The organism is Arthrobacter sp. JZ12, assembly GCF_035189165.1.
GTDB lineage: Bacteria > Actinomycetota > Actinomycetes > Actinomycetales > Micrococcaceae > Arthrobacter_D.
Genome location: NZ_CP045246.1, coordinates 2,559,566 through 2,573,994, shown reverse-complemented (window position 1 = coordinate 2,573,994; position 14,429 = coordinate 2,559,566). Strand labels below are relative to the sequence as shown.

The following is a 14,429-nucleotide window of genomic DNA, read 5'->3' as shown; positions in this document are numbered from 1 at the left end:
GGCGTGCTGGAATGCGGCCTGTCGGACCCGCTCTATAGAGTTGGTCTATCCGCTGCATCGGAGCTAAGGAGCGCGAGGCATCATGGACAACGTTCTGTCCTACCTGACCTTCAACACCCGGCAGTTCCATGAGATGTCGATGCGCGCCCGAGTGCTGCTCAGCCTGGCACCCCTTCCCATCACCGTGGCGCTGATGGCGATCGCCACGATCTTCCTGCATCCGGTGGTGTGGGAGCGGGCGGCCTACCAGTGGGGGATGATTCTCACCGCGGCCATCCTTCTCTTTACCGCGGTGATTCCCTGGGACAAACTGCCCTACGGACTGTTCCTTATCGTTCCCGTGGCAAGCTTCATACCGATCGGCCTGCTCCGGTTCGGCGCGGATATCGAGGTTCTCGGGGTGGGGTTGCTGGCAGTGTTCCCGGTTCTGTGGCTCTGCGCTTCAGGACTTCATCCCCGTTTTGCCCTCGCCGTGAGCCTGCTGGGGCCGCTCGCAATCATCTGGGTGCCGGTCTTCCTGCAGGATGCGGAGGTTAACCCCTCCCAACTCACACAGTCCGCGCTGCTGCCCGTCATCATCTTCACCATCGGCGTGACCATCCGTGTCATGACTGCCAGCATGATGGACCAGCAGCGGGCAATGGAAGAGAAGGACCACTCGCTGCAGCAGCTCCTGCAGCGCAGCGCACGGAACGAGCGGCTGCTGAACGCGACGGTGAATACCGTCGACGTCGGACTGCTAGCGATTGACGCGGACGGCCACGACATCCTCTTCAATCGCAGGCAGCGCGAAATCCACCGCATCGGCATGCCGCCCGGACGCGAGGACGCTCCCGAGAAGGATCTGCTCCTTTTCAGGGCCGACGGCATTACGCCCATCCCGGAAGATCAACGCCCCGCCATCAGGGCCGTGAGGGGCGAAACGTATTCCGACAACCTCATCCGCATCGGAACCGGTGAGAACCAGCGCGTGCTGTCCGCGTCAGCCCGGGTGATGCTGGATGAGAGCGGCAAGCGTGAAGGTGCCGTCGTCGCCTTCAACGACGTGACCACGCTGGTGAACGCGCTTAACGCCAAGGAGGAATTTGTGGCCATGGTCTCCCACGAGCTGCGGACTCCGCTGACCGTGATCGTGGGTTACCTGGAGATCATGCTCGACGATGACCTCCCGCCGGAGACGAAAACGGGCCTGACCGTCATCTCCCGGAACGTCGCGCGCCTGCGCCGCCTTGTGGACGATCTCCTGGCCGCGGCGTCCGGAGCGCCTGAGGTTTCACCGGTTACCGCCGATCTGGGTGCCACCGTGGCCGAATCCGTGGCGGTCATGCACACGCGCGGGCGGGAAGCCGGCGTCGAAATCGTCAGCGAAGTGCCGGAGGGCATGACCGCACGATTCGACCCGGCCAGAATGGGCCAGGTGTTCGATAACCTGCTGTCCAATGCCATCAAGTATTCGCCGTCCGGCGGCACGGTCACTATCCGCGCCCAGCGCATGCCGGGATCCGTGGTCTGCGAGGTGGAGGACCAGGGCATGGGAATGAGTCCGGAGGACAGTGCAGAGGTCTTTTCCAAGTTCTTCCGCACCTCGGCTGTGCGCCAGGCGGCGATTCCCGGCGTGGGACTCGGCCTGGCCATTGTTCGGTCGATCATCGAGGAACATGGGGGACGGATCCACTGCCGAAGCGAACTCGGACGGGGAACCACTTTTATTTTCGAGCTTCCGGACATTCCCGGAGTTGAGCCTGGTGCCGCGGGATGATCAGCTGATCCGCGTGGCCAGCCCGGGGTAGTCGATCACAATTCCTTCCCGGTCAACCTGTAGTTCGCTGGTGAAGCCGTGACTATCGGAACTGAAAAGCACCACGCCGTGGCGATCAGCACCGACGGGCCGCAACTGGCTATACATCTGGCGGCTGGGCAGCACACGCAGGCTGGGAACTTCCACCCAGGCCACCAGTACCGAGGTTTCGTCGGCCGGCGCCAGCTCTTCCGCGTGCAGGTTCAGACGCTGGATCGGCATGGTGTTGGTAACCGGGCAAAGGCTCAAATCGCAGTCAAGCGCGCCGGCCAGCTGTGCGGGATCGTCAATGCCGGGAGCGGGAAGGTCGCACTCCCCGGAGCTCTGGGCAGTGCAGGACCAAGCCCCGTCGTCTGAACGTTCCAGCTCAATATGCCTGCTCCAGCCGTGCCCGTGGACAGTGGCGGTGAGCCGGCGGGTCACCCAGCCATCCGAGGTGGTCAACGCCCAGCTCATTGCATACGAGTCAGTGCGAGAGGTTCCGTGCGCGCTCAACCTTCCGGGTTCAAGGTTGATGGTCGCGGAGTCGAGCCGCGCAGGATCGTCAACCCCCTGCCAGCTGTGCAGGAGACTGGTATGCAGTTGATTACCCATTCGCTCACCTTATTGAGAGAACGGGACGGCGCGCCAGACCCGGGTTCAGGAGCCGGCGAAACCAGGATTCTGAAGCAGCTAGCGAAGGTTCCGGACGTTCAGCGCCAGATAGAGGTGCACCCGGTCGGCTGTGGTGGTGGGGTCGTAGCCAGTCAGCTCAACGATCTGCTGCAGCCGGTACCGCACCGTGTTCCGGTGCAGCTCCAGGGCATCGGCGACGGCGGCAACCGACCCGTTGAGCGCAAGGTACTTCTCGAGGGTGAGCATGAGTTCGGCTCCGTGACGCGCGTCGAAGGCCGCCACCGGGTCGAGTGCTTCGGCCGCCAGATCGGCCAGCGGCACGTCCTCGCTTGCCATGAGCAGCGAGGTCAGGCTCAACCGGTCGGGCCTGTTGACCGGCAGCCCCCTGTTCAGGGACTCCCGTGCCTCAAAGTAGCTCCACCGCAGTCCGCTTGGCTGCGCATACCCGCCGCCGAAGCCCACCTTGGCGGTGAAACCGGCGCCGTGGAGGTACTCGCTGAGCTCGCGGCTGACCGACTCCCCGTCGCTTTCCGGAACGGCCAGAACCAGGCGGTCATCGAGGACTGCAGTGACGGCGTCGTGCTGGCGGCTAGGTACCGGAAGGGTCCTCAGCGCGCGGCGCTGCCCCGTGGCCACGTCGACCAGGACGATGCACAGCCGCCGGGCAGTGTCGATGCCTGCGCTGCCGAGGCGGGCAGCGGCGTCATTCCCGGACAGCGTGCCGCGCACCACGTCCTGCAGCAGCTGCCCGACGACGGCACGGTCGCTCGCCCTGCGGCGCGCCTGGTTGCTCAGCTCGACGCTGATGAGGCTCTGCGCATAGTCCACGATGGCGTCGCGTTCGTAGGGTTCGGCAATCGCCAGCGTGCAGCGGTCCTTCAGCCCGGTGGCCACAGGAAGCCGGTGCCAGCTTCGATCGGGGGAATCCTCGCCTCCCGTACCCGTGGCGAAGATGGGGCTGCCGTACTGCGAGAGGGCCACCTCGGTACGGAGCATTCCGGCCAGCTCGCGCAGAAGTTGGGGGAGCCCCCCGCCGCCGAGCAGTGCGGAAGCGAGCACCTGGTGTCCCTTGAGCAGGTTCTCCAGCCGGGCGTAGTGCTCGGCGGAGAGCGAATCAGCAACGATCTTCCCGATTGCGATGAACGGGGTCTCATAGGGCACGCGGAAAACCGGTAGCCCGAGCTCGTCCGCCTGGTCGAGGAAGGCTGCCGGAACCGTCTCATGGCTCAGGCCGATCGCGAAGCCCACAGCCAGGGCTCCCGAAGCATGGACATGCCGGACGAAGTTGCGCTGCGAGGTGGCGGATTTTTGGCGGAGACCTGTGGTCAGGACTACCTCGCCGCCGCTGAGGAAGGGCTTGGGATCCTCAAGCTCAGTGACGGCAACCCACTGCACCGGCACGTCTGTCACCGGGCTCGTCCCTACCCGCTGCAGCCTCAACGCCGGGGTCGCCAGCAGTGCCGACAGTGTGATCGCCATAACGTCCACTATAGAACTGCCAGCTTGTGCAATCGCATGACACTTCGGATGAACCCTTGTGCGAAGGAACCTAGGCGGGGTGGTGGGCACCACGTAGTGTCAGCGTGGATTCAATCGAGAAGGGACGAGAGCTGTGGTCGCTACGCTGCAGAACTTCATCAACGGTCAGTTCGTCACGCCCAGCGGAACGGAACTGCTGGACATCGTCAACCCCACCAACGGGGAGGTCGTGGCGAAGTCGCCGGTCTCCGTGCAGGCGGACATCGACGCCGCAATGGCCGCTGCCAAAACTGCGTTCGCCTCATGGAAGAGCGTGACACCGGGGCAGCGCCAGCTCATGCTGCTCAAGCTTGCCGACGCCATCGAGGCCAACAGCGAGGAACTGGTGGAGGCGCAACACCGCAACACCGGGCAGGTCAAGGGGATGATCGCGGCCGAGGAGATCGCCGTCGGCGCCGACCAGATGCGTTTCTTCGCCGGAGCTGCACGGCTGCTCGAGGGCAAGTCTGCAGGGGAATACTTCGAAGGCCACACCTCCTACGTACGCCGGGAGCCCGTGGGCGTCGTCGCGCAGGTGACCCCCTGGAACTACCCCTTCATGATGGCGATCTGGAAGATCGGCCCTGCGCTTGCCGCAGGAAACACCGTGGTGCTCAAGCCCAGCGACACCACGCCGGAATCCACGCTCGTGCTCGCGAGGCTCACCCAGGGCATCCTGCCCGACGGCGTGCTGAACGTGGTCCTTGGCAACGGCGAAACCGGTGCCGCCATGGTGGAGCACAAGACACCGGCGATGGTTTCCATCACCGGTTCAGTTCGGGCCGGCATCGCCGTCGCGACAGGCGCGGCGAAGGGCCTCAAGCGGGCCCACCTCGAGCTGGGCGGCAAGGCGCCCGCAATCGTCTTCGCAGACGCCGACCTAAAGAGGACGGCCGCCGCGATCGCGGAGTTCGCCTTCTTCAACGCAGGCCAGGACTGCACCGCGATCACCCGCGTGCTGGTTCAGGATTCGGCGCACGACGACCTCGTGGCCGCCATGGTGGAACACACCAAGACCCTTACCACCGGTGATCCCGACGACTCGAAAAACTACTTCGGTCCGCTGAACAACATCAACCATTTCAATGCCGTGAACGCGGTCATGGACGCGTTGCCGTCGCACTGCTCCGTCGCCATCGGCGGCAAGCGCTCCGGTGACAAGGGCTACTTCTACGAGGCCACCATCATCACCGGCGCGCAGCAGACCGACGACATCGTGCAGAAGGAAACCTTCGGCCCAATCATCACCGTGCAGAAGTTCACCACCGAGGACGAAGCACTTGAGATGGCCAACGATGTCGAGTACGCGCTAGCCTCCAGCGTCTGGACCACCGACCACGGCACCGCCATGCGCCTGTCCCGTGACCTGGACTTCGGCGCCGTCTGGATCAACACCCACATCCTCCTCACCGCCGAAATGCCGCACGGCGGGTTCAAGAGCTCCGGCTACGGCAAGGATCTCTCCATGTACGGGGTGGAGGACTACACCCGCATCAAGCACGTCATGAGCGCCCTGGACGCCTAGTTCCGCCGCTCACCAGAAAGGACATCCCATGACAACACAGGCAATCCAGCCGCAGTTCCGGCTTGAGCAGAAGCGCCGTATCACGGGCGACTTCCCCGGGCCCAAATCCACCGCACTCAACGCGCGACGCTCCGCCGTCGTCGCCAAGGGCGTCTCCTCAGGCGTGCCGGTGTACGTTGCCGACGCCGACGGCGGCATCGTGCACGATGTCGACGGCAACTCCTTCATCGACTTCGGCTCCGGCATCGCGGTGACCAGCGTCGGTGCGTCCGATCCCGCCGTCGTCGGCGCTGTGAAGGATCAGGTTGAGCACTTCACGCACACCTGCTTCATGGTCACCCCCTACGAGGGCTACATCGCCGTCGCCGAGAAGCTCGCCGAGCTGACCCCGGGCGATTTCGAGAAGCGCACCGTGCTCTTCAACTCCGGCGCGGAAGCCGTGGAGAACGCAATCAAGATCGCGCGCCTGGCAACCGGCCGGTCCGCTGTTGCCGCGTTCGACCACGCGTACCACGGCCGCACCAACCTCACCATGGCGCTGACCGCAAAGTCGCTGCCCTACAAGGCGGGTCCGGACGGGACATTCGGCCCCTTCGCACCCGAGGTCTACCGGCTGCCCATGAGCTACCCCTTCCGGGAGGAAAACCCCTCGATCACGGGCGAGGAAGCAGCCAAGCGCGCCATCACCATGATGGAGAAGCAAATTGGGGCCGAATCGCTGGCAGCGATCATCATCGAGCCGGTACAGGGCGAGGGCGGCTTCATTGTTCCCGCTGACGGATTCCTGCCGGCGCTGTCCGCCTGGGCGAAGGAAAAGGGCATCGTGTTCATCGCCGACGAGGTCCAGTCAGGCTTCTGCCGCACCGGCGAGTGGTTCGCCGTGAACCACGAGGGCGTCGTGCCCGACCTCATCACCATGGCCAAGGGCATTGCCGGAGGTATGCCGCTTTCGGCAGTGACGGGACGGGCTGACCTGCTCGATGCCGTCCACCCGGGTGGTCTGGGCGGAACCTACGGCGGAAACCCGGTGGCCTGCGCCGCTGCCCTTGCTGCTATCGAGACGATGGAGCAGCAGGACCTTTCGGGCCGCGCCCGCCGGATCGAGGAGATCGTGGTCGGCCGGCTCAAGGCCCTGCAGGAGGAAACCGGAATCATCGGCGAGGTGCGCGGCCGCGGCGGAATGCTCGCCGTCGAATTCGTCCAGCCCGGCACCAAAGAGCCCAACGCGGTAGCCACCAAGGCAATCGCCGCCGCCTGCCTCCAGGAAGGCGTCATCATCCTCACCTGTGGCACCTACGGCAACGTGGTCCGCCTGCTGCCTCCGCTGGTCATCGGCGAGGAGCTCCTGAACGACGGCCTCGACGTGCTCGAGGCCGCTATCCGCGCCGTGAAGTAATCCTTCGCCCGCATCAATTACAACGACGGCGGTCTGCCGGGGATCCCGGCAGGCCGCCGTCGTACGTCTAGCCCTTCTTACGCACCTCAAGCAGGTCGCCCACCTCGCACCCGAGCACCTCGCAGATCGCGCGCAGTGTGGAGAACCGGATGGCCCGCGCCCTGTCGTTCTTGAGGATCGACAGGTTCACGATGCTCATGTCCACGCGCCGTCCGAGCTCGGTCAACGTCATCCCGCGGGCGGCGAGCAGTTCATCGAGGCGGCAATGGATTCCCGTGTCCTCGATTTCCTTGCCTGCCATTCCTAGACCAGCCCGTCCGTGTCCCTCTTCAGCCGGTAACCGGTTTCGAAGGCTCCGGCAACCAGCGCTACAGCCAGGCCGGCCGCGAGCGGGGTGAGATCGAGTTCCATGAGGAAGATTGTGCCGTCCCTATCAGCTGGCAACAGGTCGATCCTGTCGAGCACGGCATGCACGCCGAAAGCATGCAGCAGGGAACCCACCGTACCGCTGACCATGATGGCAATACCGGAGAGTGCGATGAGGAGCGGCAGGCGGCGCGTGAACGGCGTCCGTCGGAAGATCCGCCACCCCAGCCACGCGGCGGTGCCCACGGCAATGATGGCGGCCAGGAACCCCAACGCCGTTGCGGCGCCCAATAACCAGCTTTCAGCAGTGGTCAGGGTGCTCAGCGTAACCTCCGCTGTGGAGAAGGAGGCTGCCTCGACGCCCGGAACGGGTTCCAGCGCGGGTGGCTGCAGGTTGTTGAGCGGAACACTCATAGTTGTGGGGCCGGGCTCGATGACCTTGAGGGCGACAGCTACGGAGATCGTGCCGGCAACAAGAGCGAGGATGATCGCAATTCCCAGAGCGGCGCCACGGTCGGCGTGCTTCAGTAGATTTCCCATTCAAACCAGTCCTTTCGCCGGTGTTATTGAACTTCCTTAATAACGATATTCGTTAAGCAAACGATGTCGATAAAGAATGAGACTCCTGTTGCATTCCGGTCGAAGGGGGCCCATACTAAACGAACGCAATTCGTTTTAGATGTGATCTCGGTGACAGTGGTCCACCTGCTCCCGCGCCGCGATCATGCAGCCCTACATCTAGGTAAGGACCCCCATGAGCACTACGGAAGTGCGAAGCGGCGCCGCAGACGGCACCGGCCGGCTCTCCGGCAAAGGACTGAAGGCGGGGCAGCTTGGGCTGCTCGCCTTGGTTGTCATCGGTATCTCCACCATCGCTCCCGCCTACGTGCTAACCAGCACGCTAGGCCCCACCGTGCAGAGCATCGGCGTGTATCTGCCGGCCATTTTCATCGTCGGGTTCATCCCGATGTTCCTTGTGGCACTCGGCTACCGCGAGTTGAACGCCGACACCCCCGACAGCGGAACCACGTTCACCTGGGTGACCAAGGCGTTCGGTCCCTACATCGGCTGGATCGGCGGATGGGGCCTCCTGGCCGCGAACATCATTGTCCTGTCCAACCTGGCAGGCGTCGCCGTCGACTTCTTCTATCTCTTCCTCGCCCAGCTCACCGGCCAGGAGTCCATCGCAGATCTGGCTGGCGTCCGCTGGCTCAATATCTTGACCTGCCTGGTGTTCGTGGGTGCCGCAGTCTGGGTTTCCTGCCGTGGCGTCAAGACCACCAAGGCGGTCCAGTACGTTCTGGTGGGGCTTCAGGTGGCCGTGCTGGCCTGGTTTGTCATTGCTGCCTTCGCCCGGATCAGCCAGGGTGCCGCAATCGGCTCCATCGCATTCAGCTGGGACTGGTTCAACCCGTTCGCCATTGACAGCTTCTCGTCCTTCGCGCTGGGCCTGTCCCTCTCCATCTTCGCCTTCTGGGGTTGGGACGTCTGCCTCACCGTCAGCGAGGAATCCCGGAACGGCAAGCGGACCGCCGGTGCCGCCGCCGCGGTCACCGCCCTCGTTGTGCTTGGAATCTACCTGCTGGGTGCAATCGCCACGGTGATGTTTGCCGGCGTCGGAACAGAGGGCCTCGGCCTGAACAATGCGGACATCTCCGAGAACGTGTTCGCAGCGCTCGCTGCACCGGTGATGGGCCCCTTCGCCATCCTGCTCTCGCTCGCAGTCCTGTCCAGCTGCGCCGCATCCCTGCAGTCGACCTTCCTGTCGCCTGCACGAAGTCTGCTGGCCATGGGCTACTACAAGGCCCTGCCGGAGAAGTTCGGGTCGGTGCACCCCAAGTTCCGCTCCCCGGTCTTCGCCACGGTGGTGGCCGGCGTTATCTCGGCCGGCTTCTACTCGTTGATGCGGATCATCAGCGACAACGTCCTGAACGACACGATCATGGCCCTCGGCCTGATGATCTGCTTCTACTACGGCCTGACCGCGCTGGCTTGCGTCTGGTACTTCCGCCGCACGGCTTTCACCTCCGCGCGGAACTTCGTCTTCCGGTTCCTCGCCCCGCTGCTCGGCGGCGTCGGCCTGGTGATCGTTTTCCTGCAGACCGCCGTCGACAGCTGGGACCCGGCCTTCGGCAGCGGTTCGGAGGTCTTCGGAGTGGGTCTGGTGTTCGTGATCGGCGTCGGCATCATCGCGCTGGGCATCCTCGTGATGCTCCTGGTGCGGCGCACGCATCCCGGCTTCTTCCGGGGCGAGACACTGCGCAACGACACCCCTGCGCTGGAAATCGCTGAATAGACAAAATAGGCAGGTACGCAGGGAATAACGACGGCGGCCGTCACCTTCGAGCGCGAAGGTGACGGCCGCCGTCGTTATTTTAGACAGTCGTTCAGGCGTTGGCCGGCTGCTCCTGCAGTTGGCGCCCGCGGGGCTTCGCGTTCTTCCGTACCGTCCAGACCATGTCCACGGTGAGGAGCGCGAGGCCCACCCACACCAACCCAAACCCAATCCAGCGCTCGAGCGGCATCTCCTCGCGGAACACCGTGAGCGCGAGGATGAACTGCAGGACCGGTGCGAGGTACTGCAGCATTCCGACGGTCGTCAGCGGCAGCCGGCGCGCAGCTGCGCCGAAGAAGATCAGGGGAACAGCGGTGATCACGCCGGAGGCAGCCATGATCCAGAAGTGTGCGGGTCCCTCGGTCAGGAGGGTCGCTCCGCCCGAGAGGGTCAGCCAGATCATCACTGCGGCAGCAATCGGCGTCAGGACTGCCGTCTCGATGCTGAGGCTCGCCACGGCGTCCACGCTTGGGCCGATGCGCTTCTTCACGAAGCCATAGAAACCGAATGAGAACGCGAGTGCCAGGGCAATCCACGGCACATTGCCGTACCCCACAGCCAGTACGACGACGGCGACCAGTCCCAGCGCGACGGCGGCCCACTGCAGCGCGCGAAGCCGTTCGCGGAGAACAAGTACGCCAAGCAACACCGAAACGATCGGATTGATGAAGTAGCCGAGCGACGCCTCGATAGCGTGGCCGTTGGTGACGCCGTAGGTGTACACGAACCAGTTGATGGCGATCAGGAGGGCGGCGACGGTCAGGGTCCCTAGCACCTTCGGTTTCGCGAGAGCGGCGCGGACGGACTTCCACGAGCGCAGGGCGGTGAGCAGCAGGGCACAGAAAATCAGCGACCACAGCACCCGGTTGGCAACGATCTCCACGGCCGTGGCAGGCAGCAGGATCAGGAAGTAGAGGGGGAGTAATCCCCACAGGCCGTACGCCCCGACACCGAACAGGATCCCGGTCGCGTTTTCGCTGCGGGCGGGGCGGGGGACATCGACGCGGGTACGGCTCACAAGCTTGCCAACTGATGCAGGGCGGTTCCTATTCCTCCTTCCGTTCCTCCTGTTCTCCAATTTCATCCCACCCGGTTCAGTGAGCGGCACCACTGCTTTTCGACGCGCGAAGCAGAGGGATTTAGAATAGTAAATTGTGCGCTAATGCGCGTACATCAAGTCCGCACGCTTATCCATAGGGAAGAAGGCGCATCAGTGTCCAGCACGACGTCGGCCCGTCCGCTTCGGGTCGCCATCATCGGCGCAGGCCCGGCCGGTGTCTATGCCGCAGACATCCTGACCAAGTCGCAGGAGGTGCAGGGCGGGGACTTCGAGGTCTCGATCGACCTCTTTGACCAGTACCCAGCGCCCTACGGCCTGATCCGCTACGGCGTTGCACCCGACCACCCGCGTATCAAGGGCATTGTCACTGCCCTGCACAAGGTGCTGGACCGAGGTGATATCCGTTTCCTTGGAAACGTGAACTACGGACGCGACCTGACGCTGTCGGACTTCCGCACCTTCTACGATGCGGTCATCTTCGCCACCGGTGCGGTGAAGGACGCCGACCTCAACATTCCCGGCATCGAGCTCGAAGGCTCCTTTGGCGGCGCGGACTTTGTCTCCTGGTACGACGGCCACCCCGACGTGGACCGCGACTGGCCCCTGGACGCCCGGGAGATCGCTGTCATCGGCAATGGCAACGTCGCACTGGACATTGCGCGGGTCCTGTCCAAGCATGCCGATGACCTGCTGGTCACGGAAATTCCCCAGAACGTTTACGAAGCGCTGAAGCGCTCACCCGTCACCGACGTGCATGTCTTCGGCCGCCGCGGTCCCGCTCAGGTGAAGTTCACGCCGCTTGAGCTGCGCGAGCTCTCGCACTCCCGTGACGTCGACATCGTGCTGTACCCGGAGGACTTCGACTTCGACGAGGCTTCCGAGCAGCAGATCGCCAGCAACAACCAGACCAAGACCATGGTCAAGACCCTAACCAACTGGCTGGTTGAGCAGCCCGAGGATCCGTCCGAGTTCACGGCATCCCGCCGCCTCCACCTCCACTTCCTCCACAGCCCGGTCGAGATCACCGATTCGCCGGAGACACCCGGCAAGGTGGCCAACATCCGCTTCGAGCGGACCCGGCTCAACGGTGCCGGCTCCGTGGAGGGCACTGGAGAGTTCCTCGACTACCCGGTTCAGGCCGTCTACCGGGCGATCGGCTACTTCGGCTCGGAGCTGCCCGAGGTCGGCTATGACGATCGCGCCGGCGTCATCCCCAACGAGGGTGGGCGGGTCATCGACGAATCCGGCAACCCGGTGCCCGGAATCTACTGCACCGGTTGGATCAAGCGTGGTCCCGTCGGCTTGATCGGCCACACCAAGGGTGACGCGCTCGAGACCATCGGGTTCCTGCTGGAGGACCGGTTGAACCTGCCGCCGGCCGAACACCCGGATGAAGACGCCATCATCAACCTCCTCGAGGAGCGCGGCGTCCGCTACACCACGTGGGAGGGCTGGCTGAAGCTGGATGCCCATGAGCTCAAGCTCGGCGCTAACTACGTCCACGGGGACGGCAGTCTGCCGGACCTGATCCGCGAGCGCGTGAAGCTTGTGCCACGTGAGGAGATGATCGCGATCTCCCGCGGGGAGTAGCGTCCCGCAGTTCGATCCGGCACCCGATGTCCCTCTGTTTCCCGTGCGGAAGATCGGGAAGGATTGAACCGTGAAGGCCATCGTCGTCGGCGCCGGGATCGCCGGTCTTGCCACTGCGGGTGACCTCGCCCGTGCAGGCTGGGACATCACCGTCCTCGAGAGAAGCGACGGCCCGCGTACAAGCGGCTACATGATGGACTTCTTCGGGCCGGGGTATGACGCCGCGGAGAACATGGGGATCCTGCCGGCCCTGCTTGCCTGTGCGTATCCCATTGAGGAGGCAACCTACCTCGATTCCGCAGGCCGCGTCACGGGCAAGCTGAGTTTCAAGCGCTTCGCGGACCTGGTGGACGGCAGGCTGCTCAGCATCATGCGGCCGGACCTGGAGGCCGTTCTTCGGCAGATCCTGCCCCCATCCGTTCGGCTCGCGTATGGCACTGCCCTGCAGGGGGTGGAGAACGGGCCCGACGGCGTGCGCGTCGCTGCGTCCGACGGCTCCGTTGTCGAGGCCGACCTGCTGGTGGGCGCGGACGGTATCCATTCGGCCGTGCGGGAGGCGGTGTTCGGGCCTGAGGTCCGGTTCATCCGCTACCTGGGCTTCCACACGGCCGCCTACATGTTCAGTGATCCCGGAATCGCCGAGCAGGTCGGCGGCCGCTTTGCCCTCACGGATACCAAGAACCGCCAGCTCGGCTTGTACGGGTTGAGGGACAATCGGGTGGCGGCCTTCCTGGTGCACCGGGACCCGTCGCCGATCCTGCCCGTGGATCGCAGGGCGGCCCTGCAGTGGGAATTCGCCGGGGCCGGGTGGCTGGCACCGCGCGCGCTCGCCCGGGCGCCGGAGGATCTCTATTACGACGTCGTTGCCCAGGTTCACCTGGACCGCTGGCACAGCGGGCGGGTTGTCCTGGTGGGTGATGCATGCCAGGCTGTTTCGCTGCTCGCAGGGCAGGGCGCTTCGCTCGCCGTCGCAGGTGCGCGCGTCCTGGCCACCCACCTCGCAGAGGCTTCCTCAATCCCCGAGGGGTGCGAAGCGTACCAACGCGAGTGGATGCCTGTTGTCCGGGACAGGCAGGAGACGGGCCGGCGTGCGGCGCGGTGGTTCCTGCCGTCGTCGAACGCTGAACTGGTGCTGCGCCGGGTGATGCTGGCTCTGTCGGGTCTCCCGGTGGTGAACCGTGCGATCGGAAATTCGCTGGCGGGCAAGGCCGTGCCCATCCGGTAGGTGCTCTGGTACGGAAGGGTCAGCGAGCCATAAGGCGCGGAATGAACCGGACGTAGGCCAGCATGCCAATCAGTTCCACGAGGGTCTGCGTCATCACGACCAGCGCGACCAGGGACAGGGTTTCCGGCAGCGCCAGAGCCAACGGGAGCACCACCAGTGAGTTACGCGTCCCCCCGCTGAAGATCACCGCAGTGCTGGACGGCGGGTTCAACTTCGCCATCCGCGCAACGGCCAGGCCGAGCGGAACCATGATCACGAGGAACGCCGCGTACAGCGGAATCACCGCCAGTAGGGAAGTGATGTCCTGCCCTACACGGGCGATCTGGGAGCCGACGACGACGGCGAGCGTGGCCATCATCAGCGGAACCATGGCTCCCTGCATGATCGTCATCACGGTACGTCCCGCAACCGCCCGCCCGGCCCACTTCTGGGTCAGCGCCGCGAGGATGAGTGGAAGAACGATCAGAACGAGCAGCGCTTCGAGGAACGGGCCGGGCTCGATCTCGGAAACGACGCCCTGGCCCGCAAACAGCAGCAGGTAGAGCGGGAGCAGCGCCATCTGCGCGAGCATCAGGATCGGAGCAGCGGCCAGGAGCCGGTCGCTCGCGCCTCCGGCCAGGCCCGAGAAGACAATCACATAGTCAACGCAGGGAGTCAGCAGCACCAGCAGCACACCGATCAACAGGGCCTGGTTATCCGCCACAAACCGCGACAGCCCGAACACCACGAGCGGCACAAGCAGGAAGTTCAGCGTCAGGATCGCTCCCATGAATCGCCAGTCCTTCACGGAGCGGCCCATGTTCCCGAAGGGAATCCCGAGGAAGGTCGCGAAGAGCAGCAGACCCAACACCGTATTGATTGAAGACTCGAAGGGCCCCGATAGGGCGGGGAAGATTGCTCCGAGAGCAGCTCCGCAGGCCAATGCCAGCAGGTAAAGCGCAATCTGCCGCCGCTCCATAGTCTCAACCAGCTGCTGAATCTGCACCCGCCAAGCCTATTGC

General features: G+C 64.5%; 12 protein-coding genes. 6 read left to right on the top strand and 6 right to left on the bottom strand.

What is annotated here, in order from left to right; translation table 11 throughout:
- Positions 1 to 82: 82 nt before the first annotated feature.
- Entirely contained in the window at positions 83 to 1,759 is a 1,677-nt protein-coding gene (locus GC088_RS11900) for a sensor histidine kinase (protein ID WP_323959208.1), read from the top strand.
- Here GC088_RS11900 and GC088_RS11895 read toward each other — a convergent pair whose 3' ends face one another.
- Positions 1,760 to 2,392, bottom strand: a complete 633-nt coding sequence (locus GC088_RS11895) for a putative glycolipid-binding domain-containing protein (protein WP_323959207.1) — start codon at positions 2,390 to 2,392, stop codon at positions 1,760 to 1,762.
- Between the two features lie 78 nt (positions 2,393 to 2,470).
- Complete coding sequence (locus GC088_RS11890; protein WP_323959206.1) at positions 2,471 to 3,892, bottom strand: PucR family transcriptional regulator; 1,422 nt, start codon at positions 3,890 to 3,892, stop codon at positions 2,471 to 2,473.
- Between the two features lie 133 nt (positions 3,893 to 4,025).
- Here GC088_RS11890 and GC088_RS11885 point away from each other — a divergent pair, with 133 nt between their 5' ends.
- Both GC088_RS11885 and gabT read left to right on the top strand, forming a co-directional pair.
- A complete protein-coding gene (locus tag GC088_RS11885) occupies positions 4,026 to 5,456 on the top strand; it encodes an aminobutyraldehyde dehydrogenase (RefSeq protein WP_323959205.1) in 1,431 nt (476 codons plus the stop codon).
- Positions 5,457 to 5,484: 28 nt separating this feature from the next.
- Positions 5,485 to 6,852: a 4-aminobutyrate--2-oxoglutarate transaminase gene (gabT, locus tag GC088_RS11880; protein ID WP_323959204.1), complete on the top strand. Its 1,368-nt coding sequence runs from the start codon at positions 5,485 to 5,487 to the stop codon at positions 6,850 to 6,852.
- A 67-nt stretch (positions 6,853 to 6,919) separates the two neighbouring features.
- Here the strand turns inward: gabT and GC088_RS11875 are convergent, their stop codons facing one another.
- Positions 6,920 to 7,153 (bottom strand): helix-turn-helix domain-containing protein, encoded by a 234-nt coding sequence (locus GC088_RS11875; protein ID WP_323959203.1) that lies wholly within the window; start codon positions 7,151 to 7,153, stop codon positions 6,920 to 6,922.
- Between the two features lie 2 nt (positions 7,154 to 7,155).
- Positions 7,156 to 7,758: a hypothetical protein gene (locus GC088_RS11870; RefSeq protein ID WP_323959202.1), complete on the bottom strand. Its 603-nt coding sequence runs from the start codon at positions 7,756 to 7,758 to the stop codon at positions 7,156 to 7,158.
- A gap of 214 nt (positions 7,759 to 7,972) precedes the next feature.
- Between GC088_RS11870 and GC088_RS11865 the strand changes: the two genes are divergently transcribed.
- Positions 7,973 to 9,514, top strand: a complete 1,542-nt coding sequence (locus GC088_RS11865) for an APC family permease (RefSeq protein WP_323959201.1) — start codon at positions 7,973 to 7,975, stop codon at positions 9,512 to 9,514.
- Positions 9,515 to 9,605: 91 nt separating this feature from the next.
- Here GC088_RS11865 and rarD read toward each other — a convergent pair whose 3' ends face one another.
- Positions 9,606 to 10,571, bottom strand: a complete 966-nt coding sequence (gene rarD / locus GC088_RS11860; RefSeq protein ID WP_323959200.1) for an EamA family transporter RarD — start codon at positions 10,569 to 10,571, stop codon at positions 9,606 to 9,608.
- Positions 10,572 to 10,715: 144 nt separating this feature from the next.
- On the opposite strand from rarD, the gene GC088_RS11855 reads away from it, so the two are divergent.
- Complete coding sequence (locus GC088_RS11855) at positions 10,716 to 12,203, top strand: FAD-dependent oxidoreductase (protein ID WP_323959199.1); 1,488 nt, start codon at positions 10,716 to 10,718, stop codon at positions 12,201 to 12,203.
- Positions 12,204 to 12,273: 70 nt separating this feature from the next.
- Complete coding sequence (locus GC088_RS11850; protein WP_323959198.1) at positions 12,274 to 13,428, top strand: FAD-dependent oxidoreductase; 1,155 nt, start codon at positions 12,274 to 12,276, stop codon at positions 13,426 to 13,428.
- A gap of 19 nt (positions 13,429 to 13,447) precedes the next feature.
- Here GC088_RS11850 and GC088_RS11845 read toward each other — a convergent pair whose 3' ends face one another.
- Positions 13,448 to 14,386 (bottom strand): arsenic resistance protein, encoded by a 939-nt coding sequence (locus GC088_RS11845; RefSeq protein ID WP_323962049.1) that lies wholly within the window; start codon positions 14,384 to 14,386, stop codon positions 13,448 to 13,450.
- Positions 14,387 to 14,429 lie beyond the last annotated feature (43 nt).

Excerpts from the sequence above, each read along its gene's own strand:
- GC088_RS11900 (WP_323959208.1), top strand. The coding sequence starts at position 83 with ATGGACAACGTTCTGTCCTACCTGACCTTCAACACCCGGCAGTTCCAT.
- GC088_RS11890 (WP_323959206.1), bottom strand. The coding sequence starts at position 3,892 with ATGGCGATCACACTGTCGGCACTGCTGGCGACCCCGGCGTTGAGGCTG.
- GC088_RS11870 (WP_323959202.1), bottom strand. The coding sequence starts at position 7,758 with ATGGGAAATCTACTGAAGCACGCCGACCGTGGCGCCGCTCTGGGAATT.
- GC088_RS11845 (WP_323962049.1), bottom strand. The coding sequence starts at position 14,386 with ATGGAGCGGCGGCAGATTGCGCTTTACCTGCTGGCATTGGCCTGCGGA.
- GC088_RS11865 (WP_323959201.1), top strand. The coding sequence starts at position 7,973 with ATGAGCACTACGGAAGTGCGAAGCGGCGCCGCAGACGGCACCGGCCGG.
- gabT (WP_323959204.1), top strand. The coding sequence starts at position 5,485 with ATGACAACACAGGCAATCCAGCCGCAGTTCCGGCTTGAGCAGAAGCGC.
- GC088_RS11855 (WP_323959199.1), top strand. The coding sequence starts at position 10,716 with ATGCGCGTACATCAAGTCCGCACGCTTATCCATAGGGAAGAAGGCGCA.
- GC088_RS11895 (WP_323959207.1), bottom strand. The coding sequence starts at position 2,392 with ATGGGTAATCAACTGCATACCAGTCTCCTGCACAGCTGGCAGGGGGTT.
- GC088_RS11875 (WP_323959203.1), bottom strand. The coding sequence starts at position 7,153 with ATGGCAGGCAAGGAAATCGAGGACACGGGAATCCATTGCCGCCTCGAT.